At 45.6% G+C, this 17,071-nt stretch carries 14 protein-coding genes; 5 read left to right on the top strand and 9 right to left on the bottom strand.

The window, feature by feature from the left end; translation table 11 throughout:
• A complete protein-coding gene (locus tag CI959_RS13475; RefSeq protein WP_034527255.1) occupies window positions 1-816 on the top strand; it encodes a sugar phosphate isomerase/epimerase in 816 nt (271 codons plus the stop codon).
• 137 nt (window positions 817-953) lie between these two features.
• Here CI959_RS13475 and lon read toward each other — a convergent pair whose 3' ends face one another.
• Window positions 954-3,425, bottom strand: a complete 2,472-nt coding sequence (gene lon, locus CI959_RS13470) for an endopeptidase La (RefSeq protein WP_005854849.1) — start codon at window positions 3,423-3,425, stop codon at window positions 954-956.
• 88 nt (window positions 3,426-3,513) lie between these two features.
• Between lon and CI959_RS13465 the strand changes: the two genes are divergently transcribed.
• Window positions 3,514-4,227, top strand: a complete 714-nt coding sequence (locus CI959_RS13465; protein WP_036612898.1) for a tRNA1(Val) (adenine(37)-N6)-methyltransferase — start codon at window positions 3,514-3,516, stop codon at window positions 4,225-4,227.
• Here CI959_RS13465 and CI959_RS13460 read toward each other — a convergent pair.
• The gene (locus CI959_RS13460) at window positions 4,212-5,183 is read right to left on the bottom strand and encodes a diacylglycerol kinase family protein (RefSeq protein ID WP_005854843.1); all 972 of its coding nucleotides are present in this window, start codon (window positions 5,181-5,183) and stop codon (window positions 4,212-4,214) included. The two genes, CI959_RS13465 and CI959_RS13460, sit on opposite strands and share 16 nt — an antisense overlap.
• Window positions 5,184-5,381: 198 nt before the next feature.
• On the opposite strand from CI959_RS13460, the gene CI959_RS13455 reads away from it, so the two are divergent.
• The 3 genes from CI959_RS13455 to CI959_RS13445 all read left to right on the top strand — a co-directional run bounded on the left by CI959_RS13455 (window position 5,382) and on the right by CI959_RS13445 (window position 8,751).
• A complete protein-coding gene (locus CI959_RS13455; RefSeq protein ID WP_005854840.1) occupies window positions 5,382-6,569 on the top strand; it encodes an aminotransferase class I/II-fold pyridoxal phosphate-dependent enzyme in 1,188 nt (395 codons plus the stop codon).
• 174 nt (window positions 6,570-6,743) lie between these two features.
• Window positions 6,744-8,258: a regulatory iron-sulfur-containing complex subunit RicT gene (locus CI959_RS13450; RefSeq protein ID WP_010183701.1), complete on the top strand. Its 1,515-nt coding sequence runs from the start codon at window positions 6,744-6,746 to the stop codon at window positions 8,256-8,258.
• Entirely contained in the window at window positions 8,161-8,751 is a 591-nt protein-coding gene (locus CI959_RS13445) for a gliding motility lipoprotein GldH (protein WP_272059594.1), read from the top strand. The genes CI959_RS13450 and CI959_RS13445 overlap by 98 nt, the downstream gene beginning before the upstream one ends.
• Here CI959_RS13445 and rodA read toward each other — a convergent pair.
• The 7 genes from rodA to CI959_RS13410 form a co-directional block, all read right to left on the bottom strand.
• Entirely contained in the window at window positions 8,711-10,156 is a 1,446-nt protein-coding gene (rodA, locus tag CI959_RS13440) for a rod shape-determining protein RodA (RefSeq protein ID WP_005854836.1), read from the bottom strand. The two genes, CI959_RS13445 and rodA, sit on opposite strands and share 41 nt — an antisense overlap.
• Entirely contained in the window at window positions 10,146-12,014 is a 1,869-nt protein-coding gene (mrdA, locus tag CI959_RS13435) for a penicillin-binding protein 2 (protein WP_011966623.1), read from the bottom strand. The genes rodA and mrdA overlap by 11 nt, the downstream gene beginning before the upstream one ends.
• The gene (gene mreD / locus CI959_RS13430; RefSeq protein ID WP_009275822.1) at window positions 12,004-12,522 is read right to left on the bottom strand and encodes a rod shape-determining protein MreD; all 519 of its coding nucleotides are present in this window, start codon (window positions 12,520-12,522) and stop codon (window positions 12,004-12,006) included. The genes mrdA and mreD overlap by 11 nt, the downstream gene beginning before the upstream one ends.
• The gene (gene mreC / locus CI959_RS13425) at window positions 12,515-13,369 is read right to left on the bottom strand and encodes a rod shape-determining protein MreC (RefSeq protein WP_005864901.1); all 855 of its coding nucleotides are present in this window, start codon (window positions 13,367-13,369) and stop codon (window positions 12,515-12,517) included. Before mreC ends, mreD begins: the two co-directional genes overlap by 8 nt.
• 102 nt (window positions 13,370-13,471) lie before the next feature.
• The gene (locus CI959_RS13420) at window positions 13,472-14,491 is read right to left on the bottom strand and encodes a rod shape-determining protein (RefSeq protein WP_005854830.1); all 1,020 of its coding nucleotides are present in this window, start codon (window positions 14,489-14,491) and stop codon (window positions 13,472-13,474) included.
• An 11-nt stretch (window positions 14,492-14,502) separates the two neighbouring features.
• Window positions 14,503-16,026, bottom strand: a complete 1,524-nt coding sequence (gene purH, locus CI959_RS13415) for a bifunctional phosphoribosylaminoimidazolecarboxamide formyltransferase/IMP cyclohydrolase (protein ID WP_005854829.1) — start codon at window positions 16,024-16,026, stop codon at window positions 14,503-14,505.
• Window positions 16,027-16,726: 700 nt separating this feature from the next.
• Entirely contained in the window at window positions 16,727-17,062 is a 336-nt protein-coding gene (locus tag CI959_RS13410) for a hypothetical protein (RefSeq protein ID WP_008780188.1), read from the bottom strand.
• Window positions 17,063-17,071 lie beyond the last annotated feature (9 nt).

Raw genomic sequence — 17,071 nt, 5'->3', positions numbered from 1 at the left:
ATGAAACGATATATTATATTAGCACTATGTACGGTCATGCTCCTTGGGCAGGCCGTACAGCTGGCGGCGCAAAAAGCGGACTGGAAAGTGGGTATACAGACTTGGACTTTCCACAATCTTACGTTGATGGAGACCTTGGATAAGACCCAACAACTGGGCATGGGGTATGCGGAGGCTTTCTTTTTCCAAGAATTGGGCGCTCCGTTCCCAAAAGAGACGTATTTAAATTACGACTTGAGCGATGATGACTGCGCTTTATTACGCCATGAGTTCAAGAAAAGGGGAATCAAGCCGATCGCCTTTGGTGTAGCCTCTTATGGGACTAACGAGGAATGGGATAAGTTCTTCGCATTCGCTCATAAAATAGGCGCACATATCGTGACTGTCGAACCGGAGTTAAACCAGTTGGACTACATCGAATCCCTCGCCAAGAAGTACGATATGGAGGTAGCGATCCATAACCATCCGAGTCCATGCATTTACGCAAGTGCCGAGGTGGTAGAGAAAGCGCTGAAAGGCCGTTCTCCCTTGATGGGAGTATGCGCCGATATCGGCCATTGGAAACGGGTGGGTGAAGATCCGCTCAAGAATCTCCAGAAGTTATCCGGACGCATCAAGGTGGCGCATTTGAAAGACCTCACCGACAAGATGGAAGACGCCACATGGGGAACCGGGATCTTACCCGTAAAAGCGTTCGTCAACGAGCTGAAGCGTCAGCATTTCAACGGGCTTATCTCCATTGAGTACGATGATTTCAAATCCGATATCCAAGAGATACGCAACAGTTTGGAATTCTTACAGAAATGCTCTAAATAAAAGTATACGCTTCCCTTAAAAACACCTATATCGGCGTAGGCCCACACGTATATACGTATAGGCTTACGCCAATACTAATATGGGCCTACACGTATATACGTATAAGCCCACACCTATATATGCCTAAAAAGTCGTTATCAGAACAAGGGATTATCCACCTTTTCTCTCAGCAACGCAAGATCCACCACCTGTTGAATATCACTCACATAATGGAACACCAAGCCTTTCAAATACTCCGGTTTGATCTCATTGATATCCTTCTCATTCTCCTTGCAAAGAATCAATTCCTTAATCCCGGCACGTTTAGCCGCCAAGATCTTCTCTTTGATACCTCCCACGGGAAGCACTTTGCCACGCAACGTGATCTCGCCTGTCATAGCCAAGTTCTTTTTCACCTTACGCTGAGTAAAGGCGGAGACAAGAGAAGTCACCATCGTTATTCCGGCACTCGGTCCGTCTTTCGGGATCGCCCCCTCCGGTACGTGGACATGCACATTCCAGTTCTCGAACAACTCCTCGTTGATATTAAACTGAGCCGCATGCGCATGGATATACTCAAGTGCCAACATGGCAGACTCTTTCATCACATCCCCCAGATTCCCGGTCAAAGTAAGCTTTGATCCCTTACCTTTACTTAAGCTCGACTCCACGAAAAGAATCTCACCACCAACAGCCGTCCAAGCTAATCCCGTAACCACGCCGGCATAGTCATTCCCTTGATATTTATCGCGGGAATATTCGACCGCCCCTAGATATTCATACAAATCCTCCGGCTTAATGCTCGTCGGGATAGGCTCGTCGCTAGCGACCTTACGGGCTAGCTTACGCATGATTTTGGCGATTTTCTTATCCAATTCCCGGACACCGCTCTCGCGTGTATAGGCTTCAACGATCACTTGTAAGGTTTTCTTGGGGAATTTCACGGAACCTTTCTTCAAGCCGTGTACATCCATCTGCTTAGGCACGAGATGCTTCGCTGCGATCTCTACCTTCTCCTCCATGATATAACCGCTCACCTCGATCAGTTCCATACGATCCAGCAATGGCTGGGAAATCGTATTCAAATTATTAGCGGTAGCGATAAACATCACCTTGCTTAAATCGTAATCGATATCCAGATAATTATCGTGAAACGCATTATTCTGCTCCGGGTCCAAGACCTCCAATAAAGCGGATGCCGGATCCCCCTTGAAATCATTCGTGATCTTATCGATCTCATCTAAGATAAAGACAGGGTTCGATGTTCCCGCCTTCTGTATATTCTGGATGATACGTCCGCACATAGCGCCGATATAGGTACGACGATGTCCGCGGATCTCGGCCTCATCGTGCAATCCACCTAAAGAAACACGTACATATTTGCGGCGCAAAGCCTCTGCGATGGAACGCCCCAATGAAGTCTTGCCGACTCCCGGAGGACCGTACAAACAGATAATCGGAGATTTCATATCCCCTTTCAGCTTCAATACCGCCAGATGCTCGATAATACGCTCTTTCACCTTCTCCAAACCATAATGATCACGATCTAAGACCTTCTGGGCATGAGATAAGTTGAAATTGTCCTTACTATACTCGTTCCACGGCAAGTTAACGATATTCTGGACATATTGCGTCTGTACGGAATAATCCGGAGATTGCGGATGCAATCGTTCCAATTTTCGCAATTCCTTCTCAAAGACCTGCGCTACCTCGGCAGGCCATTTCTTACGACTGGCTTTCTCCCGTAATTCTTTTATCTCCAACTCATTGATATTCCCGCCCAATTCCTCTTGAATCGTCTTGATTTGCTGTTGAAGGAAATATTCTTTTTGTTGTTGATTGATATCCTCATGTGTCTTCATCTGGATGGAAGCTTTCAACTCCACCAGCTGATACTCGCGGTTCAAGATAAAAAGTAACCGATACGCACGCTCTTTTAAGTCCCCGATCAATAACAATTGCTGTTTCTCGGCCGATCCACTCGGTATATTGCTACAAGAGAAATTGACCACATACAAGACATTCTTATTATTCTTGATCGAGAAGATCAAATCCCGGGGAGGTTCAGCCACGGCCCCAAGCATCTTGATGGTCAAATCCTTGATCGTTGAGATCAAAGCCTCGAACTCGCGGTCTGTCTTGTCCGGCTTCGTGTCCTCCAACACGGTGATCTTACCGGAAAGATACGGATCTGTCTCGGTCAACTCATTCAATTCAAAGCGTTTCTTACCTTGAAGAATAACAGTAGTACTACCGTCCGGCATCTCTAAGACACGAACGATGTCAGCGATTACCCCGGTTGTATATAAATCCTCTAAGATAGGATCTTCCGTACCCATCTCTTTCTGGCAAACAACTCCGATCAAACTCTTTTTATGTACAGCCTCTTTAATCAGGCGCATCGATTTAGGACGCCCGATAATCACCGGCAAGGCAACACCCGGAAAGAGTACCATATTCCTTAACGGAAGAATGGGTATAGTGTCTCCAACTTTCTCTATTCCTTCTGTGAAATCCTCATCTACATCGCATTCTGTAAGAATTGGCATTACGATACCAATATTGTCATCCAAGTCATCAAACGAATTCTGGCAAAATACTCTCGTCTTTTCTTTCATATATACATTCATCATTGTATATGTTAATACAATAAACGTGCCAAAGTTACAGCTTTTCATTCAATTCTTACTAATTTCGCGGCATACAATCGATAGAGATATGGCAAATCCTTATTTTCAATTCAAGAAATTTACGGTATGGCACGATAAATGTGCCATGAAAGTCGGAACGGATGGCGTTTTGCTTGGGGCATGGGCTAGCACAGAGAGATGTCAGAGGATTTTGGATGTGGGAACCGGAACGGGATTGATCGCCCTCATGCTGGCGCAGCGTAGCACCGCGATTTTAGACGCTATCGATATAGATTCAGACGCATGTTTACAAGCTCAGGAAAACATCGCGAAATCGCCTTTCGCCAACCGGATACAAGTCTATCAAACCTCGCTCTCCGAATATATGCCGGATGAGAATATCAAATATGACTTGATCGTATCCAACCCACCCTATTTTATTGATTCATTGAAATGCCCGGATACTAAACGTAATCTAGCCCGGCATACGGATACTCTATCACTCCCGGATTTATTGCGTGATAGCCGCAAACTGTTGGCACCCGAAGGAAATATCGCCTTGGTGCTTCCCTTCGAGCAACGGGAGTCTTTAATAGACATCGCTCGAGAAGAGTCTTTGTCTCCATCGAGAGAAGCCCACGTTTCCCCCATACCGGACGCCCCTCCTAAGCGTTTATTAATAGAACTCTCAGCGACGCCGGTAGCAAAGCCCAAGTCGTCTCATCTGACTCTAGAAATCGAGCGGCATCGATATAGCGAAGAATTCACCGCTATAGCTAAAGACTTTTACTTGAAAATGTAAGGAAGCTTTTTATCGAAGAAGCGAGTTACCTCGTCAAATAAATTATGTACCTCCTTGGTGAAAGACACAACCTCCGGAGTCAGCACATGTAAGGCTTTTGGTTCCACCGTAATATCGATACGGCGATCTGCCATGATCGGTTCTCCATCCAAGTGCATCACGCCCGGATGTTGGCGAATAATCGTGACTTGCTGGGCTTTCATCGTCTTAATCTTACTATTCCGATCAATCTGTTTGGTAAACAATTGAATGGCCAAAGGAGCGATATCCAATGGCATAAAAGGGGATAAGATCGTAACGTCCATCCGTCCGTCCTGTATATTCGCGTGCGGAGCGATAAACGCGTTATTACCATATTGCGAAGCATTCGCGCAAGCGACTAGAAACGCCTTCTCCTTGATCGTCTGATTATCCACCACCAATTCATAAGGCTCAGGCTTATAGCTCAGATACTCCTCTATCGTATTCTTTATATAAGTAAGAGAGCCGCGCCGTTTCTCATTCGCGAATTTCTGGCTGACGGCGGCATCAAAACCGACTCCACAGGTACAGAAAAAGACCTGTCCGTTCGCCCGGCAGCAATCTATCGTCGTAACATGCCCTTTCGCGATCAGATCGATAGCTCTTTTCACGTCCATCGGTATGTGCAATTCTCTAGCTAAGCCATTGCCCGAACCTTTCGGGATGATACCTAAGATCGCATTCGAATGGATCATAGCTCTCGCTATCTCATTCACCGTCCCGTCACCGCCTACCGCCAAAATATATTCAGCTCCCTCCTCTATGGCTTGCCGAGTCAACTCGCTGGCATGGCCTGCATACTCTGTAAAAGAAATGTTTAACGAACAGTTCTTTTTCGAGCAGATCCCTTCGATCATCTTAGGTATCTTGCGCTTCGACCCTACACCTGATATAGGGTTTATGATAGCTTGTACTTTTATATCCCGTTCGCTCATCCTCACTTCTTCTTTTTTATTTGAGAGGACAAAAATAATGCTTTTATAAAACTTTTAAAGCATTTCGACTACTATAAGTTATTTTTTTACTATTTTTGCGGCTGGATTTGCCGAAACATGGGATTATGTATGCGGCGAACCTGTGTTCTTTATTAGAATAAATAAATAGCGAGATAAATCATTCTCTTTTATAATAATATGAAACTTTTACAAGAGAAACTAGCAAAGTACGACGCTCCTCAAAGAGCCATGGCAATGGGAATCTATCCTTACTTCAGGGAAATCCAGAGCGATCAGGACACGGAAGTTCTAATCAGCGGGAAGAAAGTCTTGATGTTTGGTTCTAATGCGTACTTAGGATTAACCAATCATCCTAAAGTAAAAGAAGCAGCGATCGAGGCCATTAAAAAGTATGGTACAGGTTGTGCCGGCTCACGTTTCTTAAACGGAACGTTGGACTTACACCTCCAGTTGGAAAAACGTTTAGCAGAATTTGTTGGTAAAGAAGACGCCATCGTATACTCTACAGGTTTCCAAGTTAATCTAGGTGTTGTATCCTGTATCACCGGACGTGAGGACTATATCCTTTGGGATGAGTTGGATCATGCATCCATTATCGAAGGACATCGTCTTTCTTTCTCCACGAAATTGAAATTCAAGCATAACGATATGGACTCCTTGGAGAAACAACTCCAGAAATGCGAGCCAGACAAGGTGAAACTTATCGTTATCGACGGTGTCTTCAGCATGGAAGGTGATGTCGCTAAATTACCGGAAATCGTAGCTCTCGCAAAGAAATATAACGCAAGTGTAATGGTTGACGAGGCTCATGGTATCGGTGTATTCGGTGATCATGGCCGCGGTACTTGTAATCACTTCGGCGTTACGAACGATGTTGATTTGATCATGGGAACTTTCAGTAAGTCTTTCGCTTCTATCGGTGGTTTTATCGCATCAGACGAACCGGTTATCAATTACTTACGTCACCACTCCCGTTCCTATATCTTTAGCGCAAGCAATACGCCTGCCGCTACTGCCGCAGCGAACGCGGCATTAGATATTATGTTAAGCGAACCGGAACGTATCCAACATTTATGGGATTTGACTCATTACGCATTGGATGGTTTCCGTAACATGGGTTGTGAGATCGGACATACTTCTACCCCGATCATCCCGTTGTTTATCCGTGACAACGACTTGACATTCCTTATCGTAAAAGAATTATTTGAGGCCGGAATCTTCGTAAACCCGGTAGTAGCTCCCGCAGTTGCTTCCGAGGATACACTGATCCGCTTCTCCCTTATGGCTACCCACACGAAAGAGCAACTAGATTACGCTTTGGAAACAATCCACAAGGTATTCAAGAGCCATGGGTTGGTAGACTAATCGTGTAAATATATAAGAAAAGGCCCGAAGGTTAGGTATAACACCTATCTTCGGGTCTTTTTTTATAACTGAAAAAATCATAACTATGATTTTGAATGGGAATAAATCACTATTTTTGCATATTTAGATAAATTGGGTGGTTATGTCGATGGCCCTCTTACAAATTAAAAATAAATGGATTTCATATTAGATAAAGGAAGTAGCCATATGGGCTGCAAAGGTTGCAGCAAAAGGCAAAACAATAAACTGAATACCTATGATTGGTTGTGCGATGTACCCGACGCGGAAGGCTCGACTGACTTCGTAGAGGTTCAATTTAAAAATACCCGCAAAGGGTATTACTTGAATAGTGCTAAAATACCTTTGGAAAAAGGTGATATAGTAGCCGTAGAGGCAAGTCCCGGTCATGATATCGGTACGGTTTCTTTAACGGGAAAATTGGTTCTGCTGCAAATGAAGAAGAACAACGTGCGCACGGAAGCTGAGCCAAAACGGATTTACCGAAAGGCAAAACCGACCGATATCGAGAAATATGAGGAAGCGAAAGCAAAGGAACATGCCACTATGATTCGCTCGCGGCAAATCGCTGCCGATTTAGGATTGAATATGAAAATCGGTGATGTAGAGTATCAAGGTGACGGTAATAAGGCGATCTTTTATTATATAGCGGATGAACGTGTAGATTTCCGTCAACTAATTAAAGTGCTAGCGGAGGCTTTTCGTGTTCGTATCGAGATGAAGCAGATCGGTGCTCGTCAAGAAGCCGGACGTATCGGTGGTATCGGCCCTTGCGGTAGAGAACTTTGCTGTTCCAGTTGGATGACAAGTTTTGTATCGGTCGCTACCGGAGCTGCCCGTTATCAAGATATTTCCATGAATCCCCAGAAATTGGCCGGACAATGCGCTAAATTGAAATGTTGTATCAATTATGAGGTAGATACATATGTGGAAGCCCAGAAACGCCTTCCTTCCCGGGAGATTGTCTTGGAGACCAAAGATAATAATTACTATCATTTCAAGACGGATATTTTCAAACGGGAAATTACCTATTCTACGGATAAATCATTTGCGGCTAATCTTATCACGATTCCGGCAAGCCGTGCTTTCGATGTCATTAACATGAATAAGAAAGGCATGAAGCCGATATCTCTAGAGGCGGATACGAAGCCACAACCACCGAAACGAGACGCTCAAGATATTCTTGGGCAAGAAAGCGTCACACGTTTCGACTCTGTTAAAAAGAAAAAGAAAAAACGTCCTGCCAACAAGAATAATGGCGAGAACAATGGAAACGGGAACGGAGCTAACACCACCGCGACGGCAGTTACCAACACCGACGCACCTGTTTCTGAGAATAAGAACAACGGAGGAAACGGAGCCGGTGGCAATAATCGCCGCAACGGAGGAAATAATAGGAATAGCAATCGTGAGAATAACCGGGACAGAGAGAATAACCGGGAGAATAACAAAGATAATAGCCGGGAAAACAGTCGGGAGAATCGGGAGAACAACCGTGATAATAACAGGGAGAGCAACCGAAACAATCGCCCGAAACAAAGGCCGAGAGCTAATAACGATAAGCAATCCAACAATGACAAGCCTGCGAATAATGACAAACCTCAGCAACCGATCAAACAGGCCAGACCTGATAAAACGGAGAATAGGCCAGAGACAAAGCCTGAGGCTTAAAAAGTTCATTGCCGCCTGTGTAACATGCTTCTTATGCTTCTCTTGCGAGAATGAAGCTGTATACGATCAGTATCAAGCTATCCAAAACACCTCGTGGGAGAAGGATAAGGAGTACTATTTCACTTTCTTGATTAAGGATATATCGATTCCGTACGACCTAACCTTGGAAGTACGGAACAATAATATGTATCCATATCAGAACCTATGGGTATTTTGCAGCGAGGAACTTCCGATAGGTCCTTTAAAAAGGGATACGATCGAATGTATGTTAGCTGATGAGTTTGGGAAATGGTATGGGGACGGGATCTCCCTGTTTCAATCCAGTTTCCCGATACGGTCTGCTTACTATTTCCCCGTTAAAGGGCAATATACCTTTAGCTTCCGGCAGGGGATGCGTAACGACCAACTTCCGGGCATTCAGGAAATCGGCTTACGGGTCTTACCTTCTTCCACTAACGCTCCTTCCGAGAAGCGTCCAAACGAAGAAAAATAAACAATAAGATCGTAAATCCCCAAAGCGAGGAACCTCCATAGCTAAAGAAAGGCAAGGGAATGCCGATAACCGGAGTCAATCCCGTCACCATGCCGACATTAATCGCCAGATGGAAAAAGAATATGGAGGCTACGCTATAGCCATAGACTCGCCCGAAAGCATTATCTTGCCGCTCCGCCAATACAATCAGACGAAGAATAAAAAGTCCGAATACGATCAATACGGCAGAGGCTCCCAAAAAGCCTTGCTCCTCGCCTACCGTACAAAAGATAAAATCCGTATCCTGTTCCGGCACATACTTCAATTTGGTCTGCGTCCCATTCAAGAATCCTTTTCCGGATAATCCTCCGGAACCGATAGCGATCTTGGACTGATTCACATTATACCCCGCCCCGCTTGGATCATCCTCCAAGCCTAAAGAGACTTTAATACGAATTTGTTGGTGAGGTTCCAATATGTCATTAAACACATAATCCACAGAAAATAGGAAACAGATAGAACCTAAAGCGAACAGAGCGATTAACGCATAATGCCATACCCAGTTTCGAATGGATAAATAGAATAAATAGATTGACGCGGCTCCTACCAAGCCTATCGATATCCAAGCGAAGTTTACCGGGACAAACAAAGAAACGACATACCCGATCAAGAATGTCGAAGCAATTCCCCCAAGCATGATCTTAACGCTTATATAATCCTTACGGACACTCCCAACTAATCCCATGGTTATTAATAAGACAAGGCAAGAGACGATTAATTCACCCAATGGGGTAATACCCACCATCACCTCTGAATATTTCATTCCCGTAACGAAAAAGACGACCGCACAAACTCCTATCAACAAAATATATCCAGTCATTCCTTCCCGGTATAACATCAGGAAGAATGCCAAGTAAACCAATGCCGACCCCGTCTCTTTCTGTAAAAGAATACAAACCATCGGCAAGAAGATCAAGAACAAAGTGATTGAGAAATTCTTGACCGTCGTTAGCTTAAAGCCATAGCCATTCATAAACTTCGCCACGGCCAAAGCGGTAGCGAACTTAGCCAACTCCGCTGGTTGCAAACGGATAGGTCCCAATACGAGCCAAGAATGCGATCCCTTGATATTAGGTGCTAAAAATATAGTGGCGATCAACAATACGATCACGCACGCATAGATCAGATAGGCGAATATATCGAAGAAGTCACTTTCCAGCATCAATATGACGAAAATAAGGGCGAGTGAGGTACCGATCCAAATCATCTGCATCCCCGGACGGCCCGACGGGTCGAACAAGCCAACGTTATCAAACTCGTAGCTCGCCCCACAAATACTAAACCAACCGGCGATTACCATAATCAAATACAACAAAATGGTAATCCAGTCTACCGACTTCCATATTTCCGTTTTCCTATAGCGCATTGTTCGGTAGTATTACGGCATTCATAATATATTCCTCCGTCGCCTTGTTAGCCTCGGATATTTCTCCTTTCAAATATTTCTCCAACATCAATTTACCGATAGGCACCGCATAGGTAGCACCGAATCCGGCGTTTTCCACAAACACGGCAATGGCGACCTTCGGCTTTTGATAAGGAGCGAATCCCATAAAAATAGAATGGTCCTTACCATGCGGATTCTCCGACGTTCCCGTCTTTCCACAAACCTCGATATCCGGTAAAGCCGCCCCACGACAGGTTCCACCATAAGCGGTTCCCGTAACAGCCCCTCGCATACCCTCGGCAATATAACTATAATAATGCGTATCCACCGATGTATAATGCCTCTTACTATATAATGTATCCAGCGGAGTGTCTTGAATCTCTTTTACGACATGCGGAGTAATATAATATCCCCGATTAGCGACAGTAGCCGCCAAATTACAGATTTGCAAAGGCGTAGCCAATATCTCACCCTGACCGATAGCGATCGAGATAACCGTACTGGAATTCCAACGTCCCCGGTACACCTTATCGTAGAACTTACTATTCGGAATGAACCCTCGCTTCTCTCCCGGAAGATCAATTCCCAACTTATAGCCATATCCCATTGAGACCATGTGATTCTTCCAAACCTCAAAAGCCTCCTGTACCGAGGGATATCGCTTCCGGCTGTCGATCATATCATGCAGTCCCCAAGGGAAAAAAGAGTTACAAGAGGTCGCCAACGCCCCGACCAGATTCAGAGGAGACGGATGCCCGTGGCAAGCCGGCTTACCACCCCGGAAGGTGTATCCATGCGCACAGGTATATTGAGTTTCCGGGGTAATCACACCTTCTTGCAAGAAGATCAAACCTTGGGTCGGTTTAAAAGTAGATCCGGGAGGATATTGCGCCATGAGCGGACGGTTGAACAGAGGTTTCAACGGGTCCTTCTGCAAAGCCACGTAGTTCTTTCCCCGCTGGCGCCCGATCAAGATACTCGGATCATACGTAGGGGCGGAAACCATACAAAGCACCTCCCCTGTCTCCGGCTCTATCATCACGATACCCCCTAATTTATTCTGCATTAACTTCTCCCCATAAGCCTGCAAGTCCATATCCAAGGATAATTTCAAGTTTTTGCCGGATTCCGGCTGGATATCGTGCAGGCCTTCCTCGTATCGCCCCTTGATACGTCCGTGAGCGTCACGCAACAGGATCTCGACACCCTTCACGCCCCGCAAATATTCCTCGTACGATTGTTCGATCCCGGTCCTGCCGGAGTAATCGCCTTGTGTATAATAAGAGTCACTCTCTATATCTTTCCGGTTTACCTCGCCGATATTTCCCAGCACAAGAGCGGCATTGGGATACTCGTATTGGCGGATCGTGCGATTCTGTATATAGAAGCCGGGAAATTTGTATAACTTCTCCTGCAACACGCCATATTCCTGCGCGGAAAGCTGGTTCATAAATACTTGAGGGACATAGGAAGAATAACCGGGATTTAACCGCCGGTTCTTAATATCCGCTATACGTTTGAGGAATTGCTCTTTCGTGATGCCCAGCACATCGCAGAAATCGAGGGTATCGAAAGGCTGTATCTCACGCATGATAAGCATCACGTCGTAAGCGGGCTGGTTATAGACCAATAATTTACCATTACGGTCGTACATCATGCCTCGGGAAGGATATAAGGTCTTTTTCAAGAAAGCGTTACTATCCGCCCAAGCTTTATAATCGTTGTCGACCACCTGAAGGATGAACAAACGGATAATAAAGATGATAACCAACAGGATCACCGCCCCACCTAAGACATAGCGCCTGTTCTCAAACTCATACTTGGTATTATTCTCCACTTTTCTGAGACTCTATATTGAATGCTTCTACCGTACAAATCAATAAGGTTGTCATCACCACGCTCGAGAGGATACGGACAACCAGAAACAACGGGTCAAATAAAGTCAACGACTCAATCGCGAAAAGAGTCGTATGTTGTATCAACACAAACGATAACACATATCGGAAAAAGCCTCCGAAACCAAAGGTCTTATAAGACGGGTAAATACCTTCCGGCAAATCTTTCCCCATGAATACACGGATTAACGGCTCCCTGCAAAATCCCGCCAATGTACAGGCGGCCGCATGCATACCCGGTGTGTTGCTGAATGTATCGATAACCACCCCGGCTATGAAAGAGAAGAAAACGACTTGCGTCCGTGAGCTACCGACCGGCATCTTAATAATGAAATAGAGATACAGAAACGGGGTAGCGATCCGCAAGAAATGAATGTTGTTCAAGATCAAGACCTGAATCAACACAAACACCACGAAATATATGAAACCACGCAGTAAATTATTAATCATTTCTTTTCGCCTCTTGTTCTACACCAATTTGCTCCGTCTGACGGAAATTCTTGATAATACGCACGTTGTTCAACGCTTGGAAATCCGTAGCCAACTCTACCTGTAATGAATAGAAATTATCATCGTGTTGTTTCTCGAAATCAGCGACCGTACCTACGATAATACCCGAGGGGAATACGGCTGAGTAACCGCTCGTCACGATCGTATCGCCTTTCTGGAACTCCACATGGCGCGGCAACTCATCGAGGTTGGCGTACAGCGTATTGCGTCCATTCCAGCTTAATGACCCGAAATAACTACTACCTAATACCTTACAACTCAACCGGAACTTAGGATTCAGCAACGGAATGATCACGGAGAAATGATCGGAAACCGTCGATACGATACCCACCACACCTCGTTCCGAGACAACTCCCATATCGGGCATGATCCCGTCCAGCTTCCCTTTATCCACGGTAATATAATTAGACAAATGCGTGACACTGTTGTTCACTACATCCGCCACGACAAACGAATAAGGAAATTGCTCCGTCGAATCCGGCGCAAATCCCTTAAAACTAACCGTATCCGCAATCAGCGCATCTAACTGATCTTGCAGATCCAGCATTTGCAATTCCAACTGTCCGTTACGCTCCAATAACTCCTTATTGATATCCCGAAGATTCAAATAAGAAGTGACAGATCCGGATATCGAGGCGATATATCCTGTCACGACATTCGCTGAGCTGAATATAATATTCCGTTGGTACGCGTTATTACGATAGACCAACATCAACGAAACAGCCTCAAGCAGAATGAACAAAAACCAATGCCTCTTCCCGATCAGGAATTCTAGTAACTTACGCATAGGAATTGAAAACTGAAAGTTGAGAATTGAAAATTGAAAAGAACCAGACCTATCGGCTTGCTAATTTTCAACTTTCAATTCTCAATTCTCAATTATTTACTCTTATCGGATTAAGAAATTAAACTTCTCAATATTCTTCAAAGCGACTCCCGTACCTTTCGCCACGGCATGCAACGGATCCTCGGCGATATGGAACTGGATATTCATCTTATCCCGCAAGCGCTTATCCAAACCGCGAAGCATAGCGCCACCGCCAGCCAAATAGATACCGTTTTTCACGATATCGGCATATAACTCGGGAGGGGTTTGCTCCAAGGCACTCAAGATAGCCGCCTCTATCTTCGAGATAGACTTATCCAAACAGTGGGCAATCTCCTGATAAGAGACGGGTACCTCCATCGGTAAGGCAGTCATCTGATTCGGGCCGTGAACCACGTAATCCTCCGGAGCGTCTTCCAATACCGTAAGCGCGGAACCCACGTTGATCTTGATACGCTCGGCCATACGCTCACTCACCTTCACGTTGTGTTGGCGACGCATATACTCCACGATATCAGCCGTTAAATCGTCACCCGCCATACGGATTGATTTATTCGACACGATACCACCTAAGGAGATGACAGCGATCTCGGTAGTACCACCGCCTATATCCACGATCATATTACCCTCGGGGGCCAAGACATCTATACCGACACCGATAGCGGCAGCCATCGGCTCAAAAACCATGTACACATCACGTCCACCGGCATGCTCGGCAGAGTCTCGCACGGCACGTATCTCTACCTCCGTACTACCTGAAGGGATACCGATCACCATACGTAAGGACGGAGCGAACCAGCGCTTCCTTCCGCTCGCCATCTTGATAAAGCCGCGAATCATTTGCTCGGCAGCGTAAAAATCCGCGATAACTCCCTCACGAAGCGGTCGTACGGTACGAATATTCGGGTGCGTCTTCTCGTACATCTCACGGGCCACCTTACCGACAGCCAGCACCTTGTCCGAGCGAGCATCCAAAGCAATCACCGAAGGTTCGTCTACCACCATCTTATCATTACACGTGATAATGGTATTAGCGGTACCCAAATCTATGGCAACTTCTTGTGTGAAAGAAAACAATCCCATTAGTCTTATTATTAATGTTTAAAATGACGAACACCTGTCTTCACCATAGCCAAACCATGTTGGTTACAGTACTCGACAGACAACTTATCATTGATAGAGCCTCCCGGCTGGATTACGGCCGTGATACCTGCTTGGTCTGCGATCTCAACGCAATCGGGGAACGGGAAGAAAGCGTCGGAAGCCATCACGGCGCCATTCAAGTCGAAGCCGAATGATTTAGCCTTCTCTATGGCTTGTCTCAAAGAGTCCACACGAGAGGTCTGCCCGATACCGCTGGCGCAAAGCTGCTTGTTCTTCACCAAGGTGATCGCGTTGGACTTGCTGTTCTTCACGATTTTGTTGGCGAACAACAGGTCCTCAACCTCCGAGGCTGTCGGCTGCTTATCCGTCATAGGCTCCAAATCAGCCTTACCTTGGATGCTCAAGTCCTTCTCCTGCATCAAGACACCATTCAATAAAGAACGGAACTGCATCGGGCAAGTCTTGCAATCCTTACGGATCAAGATGATACGGTTCTTCTTCTGTTGAAGTACCTCCAGCGCGTCAGCGTCGTAAGCCGGAGCGATAATCACCTCGAAGAAAATCTTGTTGATTTCCTCGGCCACTTCCTTGTTAATCGTAGTATTCGTGATCAAGATGCCACCGAAAGCGGAAACCGGGTCACCGGCCAAAGCCTCTTTCCAAGCCTCAACCACATTACCGCGGGAAGCGATACCGCAAGCGTTATTATGTTTTAAGATAGCGAACGTCAGCTCGTCGAACTCATCGATCAAGTTCACGGCAGCGTCGATATCCAATAAGTTGTTGTAAGAAATCTCTTTTCCATGGATTTGATCGAACATATCGTTAAACTTACCATAGAACTTAGCGGCTTGATGAGGATTCTCGCCATAACGCAAATGCATCGGACTATCTACCGTTGCACGGAAATGGGAACCTTCGCGGCCATCAAAATAATTGAAGATAGCGGAGTCGTAACCCGAGGAAACGGCGAACGCCTCTTTGGCGAACCATCTACGATCCTCGATGCTTGTCTCAGCGCCCTTCTCGTTCAAAAGATCCATCAACGGCTGGTATTGAGCCTTGGAAGCTACGATTACCACATCCTTGAAGTTCTTCGCGGCGGCACGTATCAAAGAGATACCGCCTATATCTATTTTCTCAATAATCGCTTGTTCCTCAGCGCCGGAAGCGACAGTCTCCTCGAAAGGATATAGGTCAACGATAACCAAGTCGATCTCCGGGATCTCATATTCGGCTAATTGTTTCTGGTCATTCTCGTTCTCGCGGCGAGCCAAGATACCACCGAACACCTTCGGATGAAGCGTCTTCACACGACCGCCCAAAATAGACGGATAAGAAGTCAAGTCCTCTACCGCATCACAAGGCAAACCCAATGACTCGATAAATGATTGAGTACCACCTGTTGATACAAAGCTCACACCCTCGCTATGCAATTTCTTTAGGATTTCGTCCAGCCCGTCTTTGTGAAACACAGAGACCAAGGCACGTTTCATTCGTTTCGTTGCAGCCATCTTTCTATTTTCGTTTACTTTAATGTTTTAGAGCACAAAAGTAGATATTTATTTCCAATCCAGCCTTATTATTCAGATAAAAACAAGGCAACCATACCAAATTTCATCCATAGCCAAAGAAACATGAATCCATCGCACATGATACGGGAGACGGGGCACGCCCCGTCTCTACAACATATGACATTGCCCTAAGATAATGAGATTTCCTTTGTTAATAATAGAAGATTGCCCAATTTGACATTCTGACATTTTGTATTCTAAAGCTCCAGAGAATCGAATATTTCGCCCCAGAGTACAGTCGGTTTCCATATTTGAGAATAAAAATCCGCAATTAGTTATCTTCCAAGGATATATCGTTTTTGGAGCTTTTATTCTAGCGAGGATTCCCGTCTCTTATCACCCTCAAACATACAAACAATAGACTTCTTATTCGAAAACAATAGACTTTTCACTCGAAAACAATAGCATTCGTAGTCGAAAGCAACTAACAACGCCGCCGTAAACACCCTACAACTGGATCGTAACAACCTTACAATGCCTATCCGCAGCATGAAAAGACAACCAAATCCTCTCTTTTCTCCCCTCTATTCCCGCTATTTCAGTCTATTCAAAGGAATGGCTTGTCAGCGAAAAGCGCCCATCCCAAGCAAAAAGCCACGAATAAGCGAATTACGCAGACAAGCCATTTTAGTGATGAGAACTATCGTCCACCAGTAATCAGCAATAAAAAGGAAGGGACACACCGCCTCATCCCGCCATACAAAGCGAGTCCGATCCCTATCACCACACAGGCAGATCCCAAATACAAGCCTATCACCTCTAACTCAGACCCCGGAGGGAGATACCGAACCACCACCTTGATAGCCAACGCCAACGGCATCCCATGATAAGCATAAACAAAGAAGCTGCTCCCCGCCAGAAAACCGCTTACCCGACAAAGCCCTCGCTCCAAACAGGTCGCCGTGAGGCTGATAAAGCACACGCACCCCACGATAATCCCCACGTTATGCAGGTATCGGCACCATGGTTCTCCCATAAAACAGAG

The organism is Parabacteroides sp. AT13, assembly GCF_002272965.1.
Taxonomy (GTDB): Bacteria; Bacteroidota; Bacteroidia; order Bacteroidales; family Tannerellaceae; genus Parabacteroides; species Parabacteroides distasonis.
Note: the sequence above shows the minus strand (reverse complement) of the source record. Positions and strands in the feature narration are given on the sequence as shown.